17 protein-coding genes are annotated in these 19,718 nt (G+C 47.7%); 14 read left to right on the forward strand and 3 right to left on the reverse strand.

Features of this window, described 5'->3' with window-relative positions; genetic code table 11:
• Positions 1–147: 147 nt before the first annotated feature.
• A complete protein-coding gene (cls, locus tag ACDJ59_RS29050; protein WP_413407055.1) occupies positions 148–1,596 on the reverse strand; it encodes a cardiolipin synthase in 1,449 nt (482 codons plus the stop codon).
• A 330-nt stretch (positions 1,597–1,926) separates the two neighbouring features.
• On the opposite strand from cls, the gene argC reads away from it, so the two are divergent.
• The 8 genes from argC (at position 1,927) to argH (ending at position 11,129) form a co-directional block, all read left to right on the forward strand.
• Positions 1,927–2,976: an N-acetyl-gamma-glutamyl-phosphate reductase gene (argC, locus tag ACDJ59_RS29055; RefSeq protein WP_413407056.1), complete on the forward strand. Its 1,050-nt coding sequence runs from the start codon at positions 1,927–1,929 to the stop codon at positions 2,974–2,976.
• Between the two features lie 131 nt (positions 2,977–3,107).
• Positions 3,108–4,346, forward strand: coding sequence for a bifunctional glutamate N-acetyltransferase/amino-acid acetyltransferase ArgJ (gene argJ / locus ACDJ59_RS29060; protein WP_413407057.1), 1,239 nt, complete (start codon positions 3,108–3,110; stop codon positions 4,344–4,346).
• Positions 4,347–4,664: 318 nt separating this feature from the next.
• Positions 4,665–5,504 carry an acetylglutamate kinase gene (gene argB, locus ACDJ59_RS29065; RefSeq protein WP_413407058.1) on the forward strand — a complete coding sequence of 280 codons (840 nt, stop codon included), beginning with the start codon at positions 4,665–4,667 and terminating at the stop codon, positions 5,502–5,504.
• Between the two features lie 366 nt (positions 5,505–5,870).
• A complete protein-coding gene (locus ACDJ59_RS29070; RefSeq protein ID WP_413407059.1) occupies positions 5,871–7,124 on the forward strand; it encodes an aspartate aminotransferase family protein in 1,254 nt (417 codons plus the stop codon).
• 81 nt (positions 7,125–7,205) lie between these two features.
• Positions 7,206–7,361: a hypothetical protein gene (locus tag ACDJ59_RS29075; RefSeq protein ID WP_413407060.1), complete on the forward strand. Its 156-nt coding sequence runs from the start codon at positions 7,206–7,208 to the stop codon at positions 7,359–7,361.
• Positions 7,324–8,289 carry an ornithine carbamoyltransferase gene (argF, locus tag ACDJ59_RS29080; RefSeq protein ID WP_413407061.1) on the forward strand — a complete coding sequence of 322 codons (966 nt, stop codon included), beginning with the start codon at positions 7,324–7,326 and terminating at the stop codon, positions 8,287–8,289. The genes ACDJ59_RS29075 and argF overlap by 38 nt, the downstream gene beginning before the upstream one ends.
• Before the next feature lie 93 nt (positions 8,290–8,382).
• Positions 8,383–9,618, forward strand: coding sequence for an argininosuccinate synthase (locus ACDJ59_RS29085; protein ID WP_017692004.1), 1,236 nt, complete (start codon positions 8,383–8,385; stop codon positions 9,616–9,618).
• A gap of 107 nt (positions 9,619–9,725) precedes the next feature.
• Positions 9,726–11,129, forward strand: a complete 1,404-nt coding sequence (gene argH / locus ACDJ59_RS29090; RefSeq protein WP_413409939.1) for an argininosuccinate lyase — start codon at positions 9,726–9,728, stop codon at positions 11,127–11,129.
• A 207-nt stretch (positions 11,130–11,336) separates the two neighbouring features.
• Here the strand turns inward: argH and ACDJ59_RS29095 are convergent, their stop codons facing one another.
• A complete protein-coding gene (locus ACDJ59_RS29095) occupies positions 11,337–12,125 on the reverse strand; it encodes an alpha/beta hydrolase (RefSeq protein ID WP_413407062.1) in 789 nt (262 codons plus the stop codon).
• A gap of 274 nt (positions 12,126–12,399) precedes the next feature.
• Between ACDJ59_RS29095 and ACDJ59_RS29100 the strand changes: the two genes are divergently transcribed.
• The 4 genes from ACDJ59_RS29100 to ACDJ59_RS29115 all read left to right on the forward strand — a co-directional run bounded on the left by ACDJ59_RS29100 (position 12,400) and on the right by ACDJ59_RS29115 (position 16,110).
• On the forward strand, positions 12,400–13,023 hold the full coding sequence (locus ACDJ59_RS29100) for a YhbD family protein (protein ID WP_413407063.1): 624 nt from the start codon (positions 12,400–12,402) through the stop codon (positions 13,021–13,023).
• Positions 13,024–13,037: 14 nt separating this feature from the next.
• Positions 13,038–13,766 carry a polymer-forming cytoskeletal protein gene (locus tag ACDJ59_RS29105; RefSeq protein WP_036667725.1) on the forward strand — a complete coding sequence of 243 codons (729 nt, stop codon included), beginning with the start codon at positions 13,038–13,040 and terminating at the stop codon, positions 13,764–13,766.
• Between the two features lie 34 nt (positions 13,767–13,800).
• Positions 13,801–14,484 (forward strand): hypothetical protein, encoded by a 684-nt coding sequence (locus ACDJ59_RS29110; RefSeq protein ID WP_413407064.1) that lies wholly within the window; start codon positions 13,801–13,803, stop codon positions 14,482–14,484.
• Positions 14,485–14,556: 72 nt separating this feature from the next.
• Positions 14,557–16,110 (forward strand): MDR family MFS transporter, encoded by a 1,554-nt coding sequence (locus tag ACDJ59_RS29115; protein ID WP_413409941.1) that lies wholly within the window; start codon positions 14,557–14,559, stop codon positions 16,108–16,110.
• Between the two features lie 230 nt (positions 16,111–16,340).
• Here ACDJ59_RS29115 and ACDJ59_RS29120 read toward each other — a convergent pair whose 3' ends face one another.
• Entirely contained in the window at positions 16,341–17,774 is a 1,434-nt protein-coding gene (locus ACDJ59_RS29120) for a VanW family protein (RefSeq protein WP_413407065.1), read from the reverse strand.
• A 254-nt stretch (positions 17,775–18,028) separates the two neighbouring features.
• Between ACDJ59_RS29120 and ftsE the strand changes: the two genes are divergently transcribed.
• Both ftsE and ftsX read left to right on the forward strand, forming a co-directional pair.
• A complete protein-coding gene (ftsE, locus tag ACDJ59_RS29125; RefSeq protein WP_413407066.1) occupies positions 18,029–18,715 on the forward strand; it encodes a cell division ATP-binding protein FtsE in 687 nt (228 codons plus the stop codon).
• Positions 18,705–19,622, forward strand: coding sequence for a permease-like cell division protein FtsX (ftsX, locus tag ACDJ59_RS29130; protein WP_413407067.1), 918 nt, complete (start codon positions 18,705–18,707; stop codon positions 19,620–19,622). Before ftsE ends, ftsX begins: the two co-directional genes overlap by 11 nt.
• Positions 19,623–19,718 lie beyond the last annotated feature (96 nt).

Consider the following 19,718-nt stretch of genomic DNA (forward strand, 5'->3'; position numbering starts at 1 on the left):
AACATTTCACATAACGGAGAGGACAGAAATATCCTGAAGAAGTGGAACGTTCGCCTTTATCCCCGGATTTTCCCCTTTAGAATAGAGAATCAAAAAATCTGGGGATAACAGCGATCGGAAGGATGTTCTGTCATCGGAGTGCCACCACTACAGAATCGGAGATAACAGACGGGAAATCGCTTCTTTGAAGCGAATGATTAGACTGCGTTTTTGGTATTCATCGAGCGTCATTTCCCGCGATACATGCAGGTCGTGCTCAAAGGTTTGTACAAGTGCTGTCGCAATCGTTTCATCATACATAAAGGCATTAACCTCAAAGTTCAACCGGAAACTGCGGTAGTCAATATTGGCGGTTCCCACGGATGCAACCAAACTGTCAATGATAAGTGTTTTGGCATGAATGAAGCCATTATCATATATAAATACTTTGGCGCCCACTTTTAGCAACTCACCAATATAAGATAACGTAGCCCAATATACGAAGGCGTGGTCAGGTTTATTTGGAATCATGATGCGAACATCAATGCCGGACAGACACGCGAGACGAATAGCTTCGAATACACTGGCATCCGGGATAAAATAAGGCGTTTGAATCAGAATCGATTGTTTGGCACCATTAATCATCTTGAGATAACTGTTCTTGATATGTTCAGTCTCTGCATCTGGTCCACTGGAGACAATCTGCATGGCAATCTTTCCTGTGCCTTCAATATGAGGGAAATGCGCCGGAACGTAGGGTGTGTCGTGTTGTTTGGACGCTTCATTCCAATCCAGGAGGAACCGGGTCTGCAACGCATGAACGGCATTCCCTTGAATACGCAGATGTGTGTCACGCCAGTAACCGAATTTCGAGTTCAAGCCGAGATACTCATCTCCAACATTAAACCCGCCCGTGTACCCTAAGTTACCATCGATGATGACAATCTTACGGTGGTTCCGGTAGTTCATACGCAAGTTGATCAGACTGAATTTGGATGGGAAAAAGACTTCAACCAAACCGCCTGCTTCGCGCAATTCTTTGAAAAAACGTTTTGATACCCGCCGCGATCCGAGCGCGTCATACAGCAAACGAACTTTGATGCCTTCCCGCGCTTTGCGGATGAGTGCATCCCGAATTCTTTTGCCCAGACGGTCGCTTCTATAAATGTAGTATTGTACGTGCACGTGATCCTTGGCCGCTTCGATGTCATCCAAGAGCCGTTGGAACTTGTCTGTTCCGTCCGTAATGATCTCAACCGCATTATCCTCCGTTAACAGAGCACCGTTCTGCTTCAGGTTCATATAGATCATGTCCTGGCTAGTCTCGGTTGCTTGGTTGCGGAAAGGGGTGCGGTTATCGTGCAACTGCGTGAGCTGGGCTTCAATACGTTCCTCTAGCCCGAGCTTCTTACGTTCTTTCCACTGGAAAAGCCGGTATCGGGTCAGATTCTGACCGGTTAAAAGATAAAGTACAAACCCAAACACCGGAATAAAGTTCAAGACGAGCAGCCAAGCCCAGGAAGCACTGGCATCCTTCCGTTCGAAGAAAACGACTGCTGCCGCAAAAATAATATTCAGGCCAAGGAGTACAATAAGTAAAATGGATTCGATATGCACTATAGTCCCCCACGTCTCATAATGACCATCATGAATCTATTCATATGTCCTTGACTAGCAGGTTAGTTATGAATGAGACCCTGATTGTAATGTTTCCTACTAATACGTATTTTAACAGATGTATACCTATTCGTCCCGGATGAGAAAAAAGATATATTCGGATTGGATGGAAATCCATGTGAAATTGATGATAGAGTGTTGTATTTATATAACCAGAGTCGTATAATAATACACAAATATGCATATAAGCGACGGAATTGCTGTGTTCAGGCCTCGTTCAGGCAAGGGCATAGCACAAGTAGCGCATACATCGAGATTGGGGGAGCGAGAGTGAATAACAAATTAAAAGTAGCAATCGTCGGTTCCACCGGCTACGGCGGGGTGGAGCTGATTCGTTTTTTCCAGAACCATCCGCTGGTTGAAATCACATCGGTGATCTCATCATCGAGCAGTGGTGAGTCCATCGCAGATGGATTTCCGCATTTGACGGGCGTGATTCACAGGCCACTCGACGGTGTAGATCCGGCTGAAATTGCGAGTCGTGCGGATCTGGTATTCACAGCGACCCCGTCCGGCGTAAGTGCTAAGCTCGTACCAAGCCTGCTGGCAGCAGGACTTAAGGTGATTGACCTGTCTGGCGATTTCAGACTTAAGGATGGAACAGTGTACGAAGAGTGGTACAAACATCCGGCGCCTCCAGCTGATTTGCTGGAACAAGCGGTATACGGCATGGCTGAGGTGTATGGCGAAGAAGTGAAGGGACAGAATTTTATATCCAACCCAGGTTGTTATCCAACGGCTACACTTCTTGGACTGATCCCTGCTGTAGAGGCAGGCTGGATTGATCCTTCTACTATTATAATTGATGCCAAATCAGGCGTATCCGGAGCGGGACGTGGAACAAGTCTGACAAATCATTATGCAGAGATGAATGAGAATCTCAAAGCCTACAAACTGAATAAACATCAACATATTCCCGAGATCGAACAAGTGCTTGGCAGTATAACGGGAACGCCTGTTACGGTTACCTTCACAACACATCTGGTGCCAATGACACGTGGAATCATGAGTACGATGTATGCCAGCCTCGTGGGGGAACACAGTGACCGGGAGATCGTAGATTTGTACCGTAAATATTATGAGAACAGACCTTTCGTACGTGTACGTGAACCGGGCATCTGGCCATCTACCAAGGAAGTGTACGGATCCAACTATTGTGATATCGGATTTGCGGTGGATCCTCGCACAGGGCGTTTAACGATTATTTCGGTCATCGACAACCTGGTGAAGGGTGCTTCCGGGCAAGCGATTCAAAATATGAACCTGATGATGGGATGGGAGGAGAACCTCGGGCTGAACATGACACCGGTATATCCATAAGGGATTGGAATTCAGGAGGAGCACTGGAACATTCGGTGTAGAGTGCTTTCTCGGAGTCAACTTAGGGAGAACGGATCAGGTTAAGCAGGCGGATCATCAGCATATAGCTGAACGCATACGGGGGATATGATATGGGAACGAATGTGGAGCAACATACTTTTATCGTGGTTGAGAATGGAACAATTGTAACCCCTGGGGGATTCACTGCTGGTGGACTTCACTGCGGATTGAAAAAGACATCTCGTAATGACATCGGAGCGATCCGATGTGATGTAGCGGCTACAGCTGCTGCTGTATACACGACAAACGTGTTTCAGGCTGCGCCACTCAAAGTAACGCGCGAAAGCTTGAGCAACGGACGCCTTCAGGCTGTTATCGTGAACAGTGGTAATGCTAATGCATGCACAGGGCAACAAGGGGAAGAAGATGCTTATGCGATGCGTTCGGCTGCTGCGCGTGAGTTGGGTGTGGCGGAAGAGGATGTGGCTGTGGCCTCCACAGGTGTCATTGGGGAATTGCTCAAAATGGATGCTGTGCATTCAGGCATTACCGGACTTCCAGCGCATATGGGCAAGGAGTCGAATGAGGCGGAGCAATTTTCACAAGCGATTCTGACAACGGATTTGGTGAAAAAGGAAGCTTGCGTCTCCGTTATGGTTAACGGCAAGACGGTTACGATTGCGGGAGCCGCCAAAGGCTCGGGTATGATTCATCCGAATATGGCGACAATGCTCGCTTTCATGACCTCTGACGCGGTCATTGGTGCAGAAGCGTTGCAGAGCCTGTTGCGCCAGGCTACGAATTATACATTCAACATGATTACAGTCGATGGGGATACGAGTACAAACGACATGCTGGTAGCTATGTCCAGTGGATATGCAGGCAATGAAGAGCTGACGATGGAGCACCCGGATTGGGACGCTTTTGCAGCCGGCTTCACCTATGTATGCCAAGTGTTGGCCAAAGCCATTGCTCGCGATGGTGAAGGAGCAACCAAACTGGTCGAGGTAGAAGTTACAGGTGCAGTAAGTGATGAATCCGCGCAAGCAATCGCCAAAACCGTCATCGGTTCAAGTCTGGTGAAATCCGCCATGTTTGGCGCTGACGCTAACTGGGGACGGATTATTGCAGCCGTAGGGCGTGCAGGACAGCCGGTGAACCCGGATACGGTGGATATTCGTTTGGGAGATATCTCCGTACTCGCGCAGTCTCGCCCAGTCGTGTTTGACGAAGAATTGGCATTAGCCTATTTGCAGACCGATACAGTTCGCATTGTGGTGGATCTGCACCACGGCGAAGGAACGGCAACAGCCTGGGGCTGTGACCTGACGTATGACTACGTCCGAATTAACGCCGCATATCGCACGTAATATTTTGTATTTAGTTTTAATAATCTAGCAGCTTCATGATTGAAAAGCTGCTTTGTAAAAATATGTAGAACATCTATAAGGATTAAACTTTTGAGTTTGATCATTGACGGGGATAGTGAAAAAGTCGGAATCGATTCTGAAGAAGCGAAGCGTGCGCCTTTGTCTCCGGGTTTTCCCTTTAAATAAGGGAATCAAAAAAACCTGGAGACAACAGCGATCAAAAGAACGATCCGAATTTGTAACGGCTAGACCCGTCTAACATGGATTTACTTAAGTGTTAAGCCTTTTATAATATTTGAACGAAAGGAGCTTGCCCTCATGAATTCAACATTGCCAAACAAGAGTACCGCAACGGAAGCGAGCACAGAGAAACAGATGTTTGTCATGAAATGTGGAGGCAGCACGCTGGCAGCATTGCCCGAGTCTTTCTTTGCGGATCTGCGTGATTTGCAGTCTCAGGGCACGCAGCCGGTAATCGTGCATGGCGGAGGTCCTGCGATCTCGGATAACCTGGCGAAGCTTGGTATCGAAACTGAATTCGTTAATGGCCTGCGCAAAACAACTGAACCTGTGCTGGACGTAGTGGAGATGGTGCTTGCGGGCAGTATCAACAAACAGATCGTACGCCTGATTCAACGTGTTGGTGGTCGTGCACTAGGCTTGTCTGGCGTGGACGGGGGTCTGATTCAGGCTAAACCTGTTACAAACCACGCAGAGATCGGTTGGGTAGGCGATGTCACTGGTGTGAACGCAGAGATTATCCAAGGCATCGTGAACATGGGTTACATGCCGGTTATTGCACCAGTTGGTGTAGATGCAACCGGACAGCGCTACAACATCAACGCAGATACAGCTGCGGGTGCAGTGGCGTCTCATCTCGGCGTAAGTCGGATGATTGTCGTGACCGACGTTCCAGGCATTATGAAAAACGTAGGCGGCGAGAAAAAAGTACTGCCATCCGTATCTGTACAAGAGATTGAGGACATGATCCAGACCGGAGAAATCTATGGCGGTATGATTCCCAAAGTACGTGCAGCAATTGCATGTATTCATGGCCAAGTACGTGAGGTCGTCATCGTAGACGGCAGCGAACCCCAAATCCTGAGCCGAGTGCTCGGCGGAGAAATCATCGGAACAAGAATCATCCGTATGCAATAATTTGCTCGATACGCTAGGGTCTTAATAGTCTTATTTAAATAAAAATATGTGCACGGCTTTTTTATATAAGAAATCTAATATTACACTCACATAACGTAGGGTGCAGAACCAATCTGAAGAATAAAAATGCATAACGGAGAGGACAGAAATAACCTGAAGAAGCGGAGCGTGCGCCTTTATCACAGGATTTTCCCCATTGTAGGGGAATAAAAAAAATCCAGGGATAACAGCGATCGGAAGGTTGTTCTGTCATCGAAGTGGAGTATGCATACGTTCGGAAGATGGTTCCGCAATCGGAGTGATCTAGTGTAAATAAGAGCTCTTATATAATCGCCGTTGCACCAACCAATAAGGAGTGATATGGTCATGGCAAAAGGCAACGAACAGCCAGGTTCTGGCACAGCGGTAGCGGGCGCAACAGCAACAGGTACAGCGTCACAGACGGAAAGCTCGCTTTTCCAAACGTACGCGCGTTATCCAATCAGTCTGGTCAAAGGTAAAGGCAGCTGGTTATGGGACGATCAGGGGAACCGCTATCTCGATTTCATGTGTGGACTCGCTGTAACTAGCCTGGGCCATGCACCGGAGAAAGTTGGAGCCAAGCTGAAAGCTCAGATTGATGAGTTGTGGCATGTATCCAACCTGTTCCAGATTCCAGGCCAGGAGAAAGCAGCAGCATTGCTGACAGCCAATACATGTGCTGACGCAGTGTTTTTCTGTAACAGTGGTGCCGAAGCGAACGAAGCAGCTATTAAAGTAGCACGTCGTTATCACCAGAAGGTGAAGGGTACAGATCGCTATGAAGTGATCACATTTGCCCAGTCCTTCCATGGACGGACACTCGCTACACTGACAGCAACCGGACAGGATAAGGTGAAAGAAGGATTTTTGCCATTGCCAGCCGGATTTGTAACCGTACCTTTGCATGATATCCCTGCGCTTGAAGCGGCAATTGGACCCAACACAGCAGCTATTATGCTGGAAATGGTTCAGGCCGAGGGTGGTGTATATCCGGTTGAGCCGGAATTCGTCAAACATGTACGGAAATTGTGTGACGAGCATGGATTGTTGCTCATTGTTGATGAAGTTCAAACAGGAATGGGACGTACGGGGAAACTGTTTGCGCACGAACATTATGGCATTGAGCCAGACGTGTTCACCGTTGCCAAAGGCATCGGAAGTGGTTTCCCTGTAGGCGCGATGTTGGGTAAAGGTTTCCTGCGGGATGCGTTCACGCCAGGTAGCCATGCGACAACATTTGGAGGAACACCACTTGCTTCATCCGTTGTGATTGCTACAATCGAAACGATGCTGGAAGATCGTTTGCCAGAGCGTGCAGCGGAGATGGGTAAATACCTGATGAGCTCCATGCGGAATCGTTTGGCAGGCAATTCCTTTGTAAAAGAAGTTCGTGGTTTGGGATTGTTGGTCGGCATCGAATGTGCTGAGCCGATAGGTGATATTGTGCTTGCTGGACAAAAACGCGGTATCTTGTTTGTCTCTGCAGGACCCAATGTGATTCGTTTGCTTCCGAACCTGTATGTGAGCAAAGAAGAGATCGACGAGGCAGTATCCCTGGTAGCCACATTGATCGAAGAGCACGTAGCGGCGAAAGCCTAACATAAAAATGAGAACCTTTCTGTCTAGGGGCCATTACCGGCCTCGAAGCAGAATGAGATGATGAATCCCTGTAGCCGCGCGGTGAAATTGCAGAAGGCGGGAATGGATAAACTTGAGAAGCATCCAGACAAAGTGTTAACGTTGCTCTCTCTTCTGACCATGCGGGTGCAGGGAACCGGAAATAAGGAGGCCATTATACATGACAGCACAACAGACGGAAAAGGTTCAGAAGATTGATTTGAGAGGCCGGGATTTTATCGAATTCACGGACTACACGGCAGAGGAAATTCGTTATCTGCTTGATCTCGCGATTGAGATTAAAGGCAAGCAAAAAAGCGGTGTACCTTTTCAACCGTTGAAAGGCAAAACGATCGGACTTATTTTTGAAAAATCATCCACACGTACGCGTGTATCTTTTGAAGTGGGTATGTTCCAATTGGGTGGACACGCACTTTTCCTGAGCAAAAATGATATCCAGTTGGGTCGCGGGGAAACAACACATGATACAGCCAAAGTATTGTCACGTTACCTGGACGGCATTATGATTCGTACCTTTGGACACCATAATGTAACTGAACTGGCAGAGCATGCGGATGTTCCAGTCATTAATGGCCTGAGCGATGCGGCACATCCTTGTCAGGTACTGGCCGACTTCCAAACGGTGCTGGAACACAAAGGCAAGCTGGCAGGTCTGAAAATGGTCTACATCGGAGATGGCAACAACATGGCACACTCCCTGATGCTCGGAGCAGCGAAGATGGGTATGCATGTTGCTGTAGCAACGCCAGAAGGCTATGAGCCGGATAGCGCAGTTGTGGAGCAGGCACGCATTATCGCACAGGAGAGCGGTTCTGAAGTGACTGTAACCTACAGTGCACAAGAAGCAGCCAAAGATGCAGATATCGTGTATACGGATGTATGGGCTAGCATGGGCTTTGAAGAAGAACAGAAGATTCGGGAGCAGGCATTTGCGGCATATCAAGTAGACGAGGAACTGATGAAAGGCGCGAAGCCTGACTACATGTTCTTGCATTGTCTGCCAGCACACCGCGGCGAAGAAGTGAGTGCCGGTGTAATTGACGGACCGAACTCTCTGATCTTTGATCAGGCGGAGAATCGCTTGCATGCACAGAAAGCATTAATGGCTGCGTTAATGAGCGAATAGATGCTATTTGCCTTTATGGGTTGATTTTAGGCGCAGATTTCGCGATGATAGATAAAAGTTTATAGCAACTGATCTTGGGGAGGACCATCGAACATGGCTAAGGAAAAAATTGTACTCGCATATTCAGGCGGGTTGGACACATCTGTAATTTTGAAATGGTTGAAAGAAACGTATGATGCAGAGATTATCGCATTCACAGCGGATATTGGACAAAAGGATGAACTGGACGGTTTGGAGGAAAAAGCACTGGCAACAGGCGCTTCCAAAGTATACATCGACGATCTACGCGATGAATTCGCAAAAGATTTCATCTATCCGATGTTCCAGGCAGGTGCCCTCTATGAAGGACAATACCTGCTTGGCACAAGTATTGCTCGTCCACTGATCGCTAAACGTATGGTGGACATCGCTCGTGCAGAAGGTGCTACAGCCATCGCTCACGGCGCTACAGGTAAAGGAAATGACCAAGTTCGTTTTGAGTTGAACGCGGCTGCATTGACACCAGACATTAACGTAATTGCACCTTGGCGTCTGGAAGAATTCCGTAACCAATTCCCGGGACGTGCAGAGATGATCGCGTACGCTGAGAAACATGGCATTCCGGTAACCGCATCTGCGGCTAAACCATACTCCACAGACCGTAACTTGCTGCATATCAGCTATGAGAGCGGTGTGCTCGAAGATCCTTGGTTTGACCCAAGTGCGGACGAGAACAAAGACATGTTCCTGCTTAGCAGTGCACCTGAAGATGCACCAGATCAAGCGGAATATGTTGAACTGGAATTCGAACAAGGTGACTGTGTTGCACTGAACGGTGAGCGCTTGAGCCCACTGCAAGTGATGGAGCAACTGAACGAGCTGGGTGGCAAACATGGTATTGGCCGTGTAGATATGGTTGAGAACCGTTTTGTTGGTATGAAGAGCCGTGGCGTGTACGAAACACCAGGTGGAACAATCCTGTTCACAGCACATCGCAAAATGGAGTCCATCACGATGGACCGTGAAGTGATGAACCTGCGTGACAGCCTGATCACACGTTACAGCACACTCGTTTACAACGGCTTCTGGTTCGCACCGGAACGTCTGGCGCTGCAAGCGCTGGTGACTGAAAGCCAGAAGAACGTAACAGGTACGGTTCGTGTGAAACTGTACAAAGGCAACATCATCGGCGCAGGCGTGAAAAGTCCTGTCAGCCTCTACAATCCGGACATCGCAACGATGGAAGCTGATCCAACGCAAGCCTACGATCAAGGTGATGCAACAGGCTTTATCCGCCTGAATGCACTGCGTTTGAAAGTAAACTCCGGCGTGGAGCAAAACAAAAACTAATTTCAACCTGCATCTATAGAGCTATATCAATATAAATGACAAGGCAGGCCGTTCTTGCACATCTGGCAGGAGCGGCTTTGTCCATGAGCGAAAGGGGAGTACTCACCGTGAGCAAGCTGTGGGGAGGACGTTTTACAAAACAAACCAATCATTTGGTTGAGGAATATACGGCATCGATCAATTTTGACAAGGCTTTGGCTGAGGAAGATATTCAGGGCAGTCTGGCCCATGTAACAATGCTGGGCAAATGTGGTATTCTTCCGGCGGAAGATGTAGAGACTATCAAAGAAGGATTGATGACCGTTCTGCACAAAATCGGTGCGGGCGAAGTGGAATTCTCCGTATCGGACGAAGACATCCACATGAATATTGAGAAAAACCTGATCGAGACGATTGGCCCTGTAGGCGGAAAATTACATACAGGCCGTAGCCGGAACGATCAAGTTGCAACGGATATGCACTTGTACCTGCGTGAGCGCGTCGTTGGATTTGTAGGCATGCTGCATTCCTTGCAGGAAGCACTGATTGGACAAGCGAAAGATAACCTCGATACCATCGTACCGGGTTATACGCATCTTCAACGTGCACAGCCCATTCTGTTCGCCCATCACCTGATGGCGTATGTATCCATGTTCCAACGTGATGCTGAGCGTCTGATGGACAGCTACAAACGCATTAACATCCTGCCACTGGGCGCAGGTGCGCTCGCAGGCACAACATTCCCGATTGACCGTCATTTTGTGGCGGAACAACTGGGCTTTGATGGGGTTTACGAGAACAGTCTGGACGCAGTAAGCGACCGTGACTTTATCGTTGAGTTCCTGGCGGCGGCTTCGCTGATCATGACTCACTTGTCCCGTCTGAGTGAAGAGCTGGTATTGTGGAGCAGCACGGAGTTTGGTTTTGTGGAATTGGACGACGCATTCTGCACAGGCAGCAGCATCATGCCACAGAAGAAAAACCCAGATGTTCCTGAACTCGTGCGTGGTAAAACAGGACGTGTGTACGGCAACCTGATCGGTTTGCTGACGGTACTGAAATCTCTTCCGCTGGCATACAACAAAGACATGCAGGAAGACAAAGAAGGCATGTTTGATACAGTAGCGACGCTGGAGGGTGCACTGCAACTGTTTGCTCCAATGATCGCGACAATGACAGTGAACAAGGATCGGATGCGTCAAGCGGTCAACCAGGATTTCTCCAATGCTACGGATATTGCTGACTTCCTCGTGGGCGAAGGCTTGCCTTTCCGTCAGGCGCATGAAGTGATTGGTAAAACGGTACTGTACTGCATCCAGAACAGCAAGTATTTGCTGGATCTGACGATTGATGAATTCCGTCAGTTCTCACCACTGTTTGATGACCGGATCTATGAGGTGCTGCAACCGGAAGCGGTTGTGAACGCTCGTAATGTTTACGGCGGGACAGCTTCGGGTCAAGTTGCTGAAGCGATTGGACGCAGTGAGAAGGTACTGGAGATCACCGAGCAATGGATTACGAACCGCGGTTAATACCACCGCTACTATAAGGTACCCTTACAGATACAACAGTACAACAAAGAAGCAGGCCAGAGAACTTTGTTCTCAACGGCCTGCTTCTTTGTGTTTTACAGCGATGTGCTCTAGATATATTGAACTCAACCGCGTACAAGAAGGTAGGTTGTTCTACTATCGGAGTACCAGTTTAGTTACTCGCGGTAGCTCCATTGCAATTCTCGCCTAATCGCGCTTTTGTAAAGGCAACCATTTCAATACATCCTGAATCTTGGCATCCCAGTAGCCCCACTCATGTTCACCAGGCCCTTCCTCGTACGTCAGTTCGAAGTTCGTCTGTTCACAGGCTTGACGGAAGGTTTGATTATCCTCATACAGGAAATCTTCCGTTCCGCAGCATTGGTAGAGCAAAGGTCGAGGACTTTCGTTAGATTGATTTTCTTTTAACAGATGAATCAGATCATTCTCGGTGCCTGCCACCTCTGGTCCGAAAATACGTTGTAACTCCGTCTGTTGTAATGCTGAGGATGCGTTTCTATCCATATGTGCAGACATATCGAGTGCTCCAGACAAACTGGCAGCTGCAGCATATTGATCTGGTTTACGAAGGGCCAGCTTGAACGCCCCATAGCCACCCATGGATAATCCGGCAACGAAATTGTCCTCCCGTTGATCTGACAGCGGGAAGAAAGAACGAGCAAGTGCCGGCAGTTCTTCACTGATAAAGCTCCAATAACGTCCGCCTTCTACCATATCTGTATAGAAGCTGCGGTGTACCTGTGGCATAACAACGGCGATCCCGAGGTTGGCCACATAACGTTCGATGGAAGTCCGACGCAGCCAGATGGAATCATCATCAGACAGACCGTGCAGCAGGTATAGGGTTGGGTGCAGTCCTTTGCCAGTCACATTCTCCATACCAATCTGATTGTGGGTTTGTTGCGGCAGAATGACATGCATGCTGGTGCTAAGCCCGAGCGTATCCGAGTAAAAATCACATTTAATAAGTGCCATGAGTATAAGAAACCCCTTTCATAAGTTCGTTAACCACGTGTTCTGACATGAGACGATGGGATGGAAATCGGATGCCTAGGCCTCCAAAGTGTTTATATGTAACAGGTTATACGCATTACGCTTCCATTGCAATAACAAGATCTACAGTAGAAAACAAAGAATTTCACACCAGTGGTTAAAGTGGAAATCTGTAATCTGATCATCGATTTTTCAATGTGGTTTACAACGTAACAATGTTATGTTACACTCATTTCAATAAAAAGGGGGACCATATATGACGGATGATTTGATCTCCAAGAAAGAATTGTTGGACCTGACAGGAATCTCATACGGCCAGTTATACCGCTGGAAGCGGAAAAATCTCATTCCCGAAGAATGGTTCATTCGGAAGTCGTCCTACACCGGACAAGAGACCTTTTTTCCCAAACAACAGATTTTACTGCGCATTGACAAGATTCTCAATATGAAAGACGGATTATCGCTGGATGAGCTGGCAGACGTATTCTCACCTACGTTGGGTGAAGTAGAGATGTCTGCACAGCAACTATTAGAGCGAAACATTGTTTCACAGATCTCGCTGGATCTGTTAAAAGAAGCAGGTCGAGAACAATCGCTGTATGCTTTGGAGCAGATTATGATGCTCTACGTCCTTGATAAGCTGTTAATGAGCGGAGATATTACTCGGCAAGAGGGTGCGTTGCTGATCGAAGTGATGTCCGAACATTATTATCTTTTTACAGGCAAACCCAGCGAACTCGTGCTTATTCGTAAGATGGGTGTTCCTTCATTTATGCTGGTAACAGCAGGAACGGAGTTTTATTTTGACAATGGTGTGAAAGTGGTTCTTAGGCAGCCGATGGGAACATTTATGGAAGAATTAAAACTCAAATTGGGATAAGGAGAGGATCATCTATGGAAGAGCGGAATAAGCGGAATGATCTGAATGTGGCGGGCATAAGTCAAACGGCAGGCGGGAATTTTCACCGTGTATCTATCGATGGCATGGCTAAGGTGAACGGCAACCTGGACTGCACCTCTATGGAAGTGAATGGAACATTGAAGATGCACGGCGCTTTGACCTCCGAGAGTGTAGCGATTAACGGCATGTGCACGTTGAATGGACCTCTGACCAGTTCTCGTGTCCGGGTGGATGGCATGACGACGATTAACGGAGATCTCCATAGCCCTGAACTTGAAGTGAACGGAAAGTGTACCGTACGTGGAAGAGTAGATGGGGAACGAATTGATATTGGCGGTGTGATCGATATTGAAGGGGATGTCCAATGTGAGTCCCTGAATGTACGGGGCAATATTAAGATCAGCGGTTTACTGAATGCGGGAACAGTGGAGATCAGGCTGCATACATCTTCTTCGGCTAAAGAGATTGGCGGAGAGCGTATCGATATTCGTCGCAAGGAACAACAGAATGGCTTTTGGAAAAGTATTGGTCTGGGCGGGACCCCTTCATTTAAGACATCCTTAATTGAGGGTGATGAGATTGTGCTGGAAGATACCGAAGCTGACATTGTTCGGGGGAGTAACATTTTTATCGGTCGCGGCTGTAACATCAGACTGGTTGAGTATTCAGGTGAACTTGAGGTAGATCAGGATGCCAAGGTGGGCAGCAGTCAGCGAATTTAAAGTTTGGATATGGAGAGAAAGGGATGGGATCGACATGAATAACAATCTTGGGCGTTCATTGGACAAAAAAATGGATATCAGCATCGTTGGTGATGGCAGTTCTTCTGGTGGCGTGTACGGCAAGATCAAGGTTGTAGGGGACGCGTCCTTTAACGACAATCTATCTTGTGATCGATTCAAATGTACGGGTACATCGGTCATATACGGATCGCTTGAATCCACAGATATTAAAATTACCGGAACCCTGACTCTAACAGAGCGAGAGACCAGCAACGATGGTGAGGATGGAATCCAGGCATCTGGCCTGCATGCCAAAGCTGAGCATATAAAAGTGGTAGGTGAACTTCATCTGTCAGGGGATTGTCAGGCAGAAAATATCAAGCTGAACGGGCGTTTGACGATAGCGGGGATGCTCAGCGCTGAACACATCACACTCAAAATCATGGGTCCATCCGAGGTGAAGGAAATGGGTGGTTCCATCATCTCTGTGAAGAGTGGACGGTTGAATGACTTGTTTACGGGGAGTAAATCAATTCTCAAAGCACAGATTATCGAAGGTGATGATATTGAATTAGAGAATACGGAGGCCGAGATTGTCCGTGGCGATAAAATAAAAATCGGTCCTGGCTGCCGGATTGGTACAGTGGAATACCGTTCATCCCTGCAAATTCATCCGCAATCGGAAGTTTTGCTGCAAAGCAATCGGTCCTTGGACTGATTAACGCAGACTTCTTTTCGGATATACTAATGCAGTCATATGAATAGAGCGTGAATGGAGAGATTGAGTACAATGGTTGCACGTAAAAACAGTATTGGATTGGTGCTGGCAGGGTTACTGCTCAGCATACTAATGGCTTCGATGGATAATACCATCGTGGCAACAGCTATGGGGGATATTGTCGGGAAGCTGGGTGGGCTCGACAAGTTCGTCTGGGTTACCTCCGCGTACATGGTGGCTGAGATGGCAGGGATGCCGATCTTTGGTAAACTATCCGATATGTATGGACGGAAGAAGTTTTTTGTATTTGGTATTATTGTGTTTATGCTTGGCTCAGCGCTGTGCGGAACGGCAACGTCTATTGTGGAATTGACGATGTACAGAGCGATTCAAGGTATTGGTGCGGGGGCCTTGGTGCCGATTGCCTTTACGATCATGTTTGATGTCGTTGCACCAGAATCTCGTGGTAAATTGGGTGGATTGTTTGGAGCCGTCTTTGGTCTCTCCAGCGTATTCGGACCTCTGCTCGGTGCTTACATTACCCAGTATGCGACATGGGAATGGGTATTCTATATCAACCTGCCGCTAGGCTTGATTGCATTTGTGTTTATTGCGTTCTTCTATAAAGAATCCCATCAGCATCAATCCCAACAGATCGACTGGCTGGGTGCTGTAACACTGATCGGTGCTGTTGTGTGCCTGATCTTTGGTCTGGAACTTGGCGGCAAAACGTTTGCCTGGGGTTCGTGGCAGATTCTTGGCTTGTTTGCCGGATTTGTAGCATTAGCGCTGCTCTTCCTTTTTGCAGAAACCAAAGCCAAAGAACCAATCATCTCCTTCAGCATGTTCCGCAACCGGGTCTACTGGTCCAGTAACGTTATTGGTATGTTCAGTGGTGCGGCGTTCATTACAGCATCCGTGTACATTCCGATCTTTATACAGGGGGTACTCGGTGGTAAAGCGACCAACTCCGGTCTTGTGCTGCTGCCCATGATGCTTGGGTCTGTTGTGACGGCGTCCTTGGGCGGGGTGTTGATGACCAAAATCAAGTATCGCAATATCATGATCCCTACATTGGCTTTACTTGTCATTGGACTTGGATTGTTGACTACGTTGGATGAGAATTCATCCCTTTGGACGATACGTATCTACATGGTGATGGTTGGTCTTGGTGTCGGTGCTTCGTTCTCCGTACTCAGCAACGCAGCCATGAACGCGTTTGAACCGCAAAGACGCGGAGCCGCAAGTTCCACACTTAACTTTTTGCGGTCCCTAGGTATGACGATGGGCATTACGATCTTTGGTATCGTACAGAGCCAGGTATTTACGCGTAAAATGAACGATGCACTCGCTGGTTCAGCTGCGGAAGCAGGTGGTGCTTCAGCGGGTGGCGTGCCGCAGGGAGTGGATCTGACCGATCCACATGCGTTACTCTCACCAGAACTCAGACAGGCGATTCCGCCTCAGGTGCTGGATACCATCACACATGCCTTGTCTTCTTCCATCGTGCAGTTATTTGCCTGGGCTGTGATTCCGGCTGCACTCGCGTTGGTCGCTTCCTTCTTCATGGGAAGAGAGAAGATGGTTGTAGGCGAAGAGCAAGGCGAATACAGCGGCGGTCACTAGGCCGTTATGCAGTAAACCGTAAGCTACGGTAGTAAAGCTAATCTTAGCTTGGTAAAACTCGAATAATTTATCTTGAAAATGTAGAGACACACTTCTCGCTTATCCCCAAAAGGGACGTGAAGTGTGTCTTTTTGTTTTCGTGTGATCAGCTTATGTTTATCCATGAATTACGGCAGGACCTTGTTTGTACCATTCCGTGATCTGTAAGTTGTCGGTTGCTTTGAAAAAAATTAAGGCTGTTTCGTATCGCTAATACCATCCTCGACAACAGAAGGTTCTTGTGGATCTGGCAAGCTAATATGACCGGAGCGGGCAATTAGACGATTCTGAGCTTTGTACGTGTCCCTTGTAATCGTTTTGGATTCGACCACTTTGCCGTCCAGCCTCTTGGTTCTTACCGTCTCCACAATATATCCAGGCTGTCCGTCTTGCAGCACCTGCTGTGCACCATCAGGCAGTACAGTACTGGACACATACTTTACCGGAACACTTAATGTTTCAATGGTGCGAGATTCAAGCGAATAGCTGACATTCTCCGGGAATGTACCGAAAAATTTCACCATCAATTGGTGATTCTTTACCTCTGCATGAATGAGTAAGGATTTTCCTGTATTGTTCTTGAAGCGAAAATTGATGGCTCCCGAGGCAAAGGTGGCATCCAGTCCTTTGGGCAAATATTTGACCGGCAGGGAATGGTTGCGACGCTCAATAATATCAAGACCCGTCAATAGCGCTGCGTTATACACCGTACTGGATACCTGGCAGATTCCCCCGCCAATTCCGGGGGTTAGTCTGCCATTAACAATGACCGGTGCCTCACGAAACCCATACTCCTTTTCAGCTTGACGGACGACCTTCTCATAATCGAATGTGGCATCCGGTGGCAAAATCATGCCGTTAATCGCTTCCGCCGCTGCGCTGACATTATGTATCCGGCCTTCACTACTATTGCCCAGACCCGTGGAGAACTGGATGATCTTTCGGTCAATGCCTTCCTGGCGCAGCGAATCAAGAGTTACTTCGGGTTTCAGCGTATACAGTGGTACCTGGATCAGCAATGGGGCTGGTTTTTCATCCGGGTTCAGTACACTGAAATCCCTGTGCAGCTTCGTCTGAATGAGACTTGTGAGTGTATCCCAATCAATCCGGCGGACGCCTTTTTCCGGGATGTATTGAACTTTGTCACTTGCGGTAATGCGGCGAACAGCGTCCGCAGGTGTACCGAAGGTTTCTTTTTCCCAGGCAGGGCTGAGATGTTCTTGAAGTGGCCGTAAGTCGTAGCTCATATCGAGAGAGAACTCTTTCGGAAAATGATAACGTGCATAAGCGCGTTCCCACAGGTTACCTTCCTCCAGCTGCTGTATCGCGGATTTCAAGCTGTTAACGTTGTAGCTCACCCCCACCTGAGCTGCGCTATACGACATCGTCTGTGGGTTGGGTTCAGTCACTTCAAAGGTGACAGGCCAGTCCTCCAGCTTTTGGATCTGTTCATCCAATTCATGCAATACATTCTTGCGATTCTTCCCCTCTACCAGCATGCCGCCAACATGAACATCTTTGGGCAGGGCAGGTTGATTCACGTACATATACAACAATCCATAAGACGCGGAGCCGATCAAGAGGATGGAGAATAGAACAATGACCGTCAAATGTATTTTTTTCATAACCGTACGCTCCTTTATACTTCTGTTGTTCCCGACTTTGTAACACTTTCTATATATATGATCCAATGCAGGAAAACTTTCGGGTACTCAATAGGTAACAAATTTGTTACAATAAACTTCATATGCATCCATGCTTCACCATTGAAACAGGAACGAAGTGGATTTTTCCCTGATGAAATTCAGGTCTTTTTAAAGGAAATGCCGGGATTGTGTCGAAATGATAATGGCTAACTATGCGAGCAGGAAGTGATGATGTGATAGAAATGCAGGACGTGTGGAAGACCTACGCCAATGGGACCCACGCATTACAAGGGGTGTCGGTGAAGATCGACCGCAATGAATTTGTTTATATCGTCGGTCCGTCCGGAGCAGGTAAATCGACATTTATGAAATTGATGTACAGAGAAGAAGTTCCGACCAAAGGACAAATATCCATTAACGGATTTAATATTGGTAAGTTGAAGCCAAGAAAGATTCCTTATGTGCGTCGTAACATCGGCGTTGTGTTCCAGGATTTTCGTCTGCTGCCACGGATGACAGCATTTGAGAATGTGGCATTTGCCATGGAAGTTATTGAAGCACCGAAGCGTCATATCAAGAAACGAGTGATGGAAGTACTCGACTTGGTGGGACTGCGCAGTAAAGCAAATCGTGAACCTTCACAGCTCTCGGGTGGAGAACAGCAACGTATTGCCATTGCACGGGCTATCGTCAATAACCCTTCGGTTATTATCGCGGATGAGCCTACAGGTAACCTTGATCCGGAGACGTCATGGGGCATTATGCAACTGCTGGATGAGATTAATTTCCGGGGAACAACGATTGTTATGGCGACCCACAACAAAGATATCGTGAATACGATGCGTAAACGGGTAATCGCTATCGAAAGTGGACAGATTGTACGGGATCAGATGAGAGGGGAATACGGTTATGAATTTTAGTACTCTCTTGCGCCATCTGCGGGAGGGATTCAAAAACGTATTCCGCAACGGCTGGATGTCTGTGGCTTCCATCATGTCCATCATTGTGTCGCTATTGATTCTTGGTGTGTTTATGCTACTGGTCCTCAATGTGAACTCCATGGCGAATCAAGTTGATAGCCAGGTGGAGATCAGCGCGTTCCTCGAACTGAATGTGGACGAGAATCTGCGTAACACACTGGAGCAGGAAATCAGCGCGATGCCTGAAGTAAGTGAGATTCGTTTTGTATCCAAGGAAGACGGACTCAAGGAGTTCCGTGAGCGTCTTGGAGAGAGTGCAGATAACGTGCTTAGCGGTTTCGATGTGGACAACAACCCACTGCCGGAGACCATTGAAGTTGAGGTCATTGAACCGGAAACCGTCACTTTTGTGGCGCAAAAAATCGAAGCTTTGAACGAAAAACACCCGGAGAAGCCGATCATGAAAGTGAACTACGGCAAGGAAACGGTGGAAGTGTTGTTCAAATTTACGAAGCTTGTTCGTAACATCGGATTTATTTTTGTCGGGGGGCTGGCTCTCATGTCCATGTTCCTGATCTCGAATACGATTCGCGTAACGATTCTGGCACGTCGCCGGGAGATCGGTATTATGAAGTTGGTTGGCGCAACCAATACCTTTATTCGCTGGCCTTTCTTTATTGAAGGTGCACTCATTGGATTTATTGGCTCGGTCATTACGGTTGGTGTGCTGTTTGTTGGATACAGCCAGTTGATGAAGACGATTGGTCAGGATGTTTTCATGCAGATGCTTAACTTAATCCCGCTCGGCGAAATCTGGGGGCTGTTTGGAACACTGTTGATCGGACTCGGTGTGCTGGTAGGTATTTTGGGAAGTACACTGTCCATTCGGAAATCACTCAACGTTTAATTTTGTTTTCAACGATCGAATTGCAGAATATGTCGAAAAGAATGGCAAAGCAGGTTCATTAATGGACGCTGTTTGACGATATGTAGGAAAGACGGA

Source organism: Paenibacillus amylolyticus, assembly GCF_047302515.1.
In the GTDB taxonomy this organism is placed as follows: Bacteria; Bacillota; Bacilli; order Paenibacillales; family Paenibacillaceae; genus Paenibacillus; species Paenibacillus amylolyticus_G.

What these genes read in the sequence shown, in the direction of transcription:
- argJ (WP_413407057.1), top strand. Translation starts at nt 3,108, where the DNA reads ATGGGAACGAATGTGGAGCAACATACTTTTATCGTGGTTGAGAATGGA.
- argB (WP_413407058.1), top strand. Translation starts at nt 4,665, where the DNA reads ATGAATTCAACATTGCCAAACAAGAGTACCGCAACGGAAGCGAGCACA.
- ACDJ59_RS29070 (WP_413407059.1), top strand. Translation starts at nt 5,871, where the DNA reads ATGGCAAAAGGCAACGAACAGCCAGGTTCTGGCACAGCGGTAGCGGGC.
- argF (WP_413407061.1), top strand. Translation starts at nt 7,324, where the DNA reads ATGACAGCACAACAGACGGAAAAGGTTCAGAAGATTGATTTGAGAGGC.
- ACDJ59_RS29085 (WP_017692004.1), top strand. Translation starts at nt 8,383, where the DNA reads ATGGCTAAGGAAAAAATTGTACTCGCATATTCAGGCGGGTTGGACACA.
- ACDJ59_RS29095 (WP_413407062.1), bottom strand. Translation starts at nt 12,125, where the DNA reads ATGGCACTTATTAAATGTGATTTTTACTCGGATACGCTCGGGCTTAGC.
- ACDJ59_RS29100 (WP_413407063.1), top strand. Translation starts at nt 12,400, where the DNA reads ATGACGGATGATTTGATCTCCAAGAAAGAATTGTTGGACCTGACAGGA.
- ACDJ59_RS29105 (WP_036667725.1), top strand. Translation starts at nt 13,038, where the DNA reads ATGGAAGAGCGGAATAAGCGGAATGATCTGAATGTGGCGGGCATAAGT.
- ACDJ59_RS29110 (WP_413407064.1), top strand. Translation starts at nt 13,801, where the DNA reads ATGAATAACAATCTTGGGCGTTCATTGGACAAAAAAATGGATATCAGC.
- ACDJ59_RS29115 (WP_413409941.1), top strand. Translation starts at nt 14,557, where the DNA reads ATGGTTGCACGTAAAAACAGTATTGGATTGGTGCTGGCAGGGTTACTG.
- ACDJ59_RS29120 (WP_413407065.1), bottom strand. Translation starts at nt 17,774, where the DNA reads ATGAAAAAAATACATTTGACGGTCATTGTTCTATTCTCCATCCTCTTG.
- ftsX (WP_413407067.1), top strand. Translation starts at nt 18,705, where the DNA reads ATGAATTTTAGTACTCTCTTGCGCCATCTGCGGGAGGGATTCAAAAAC.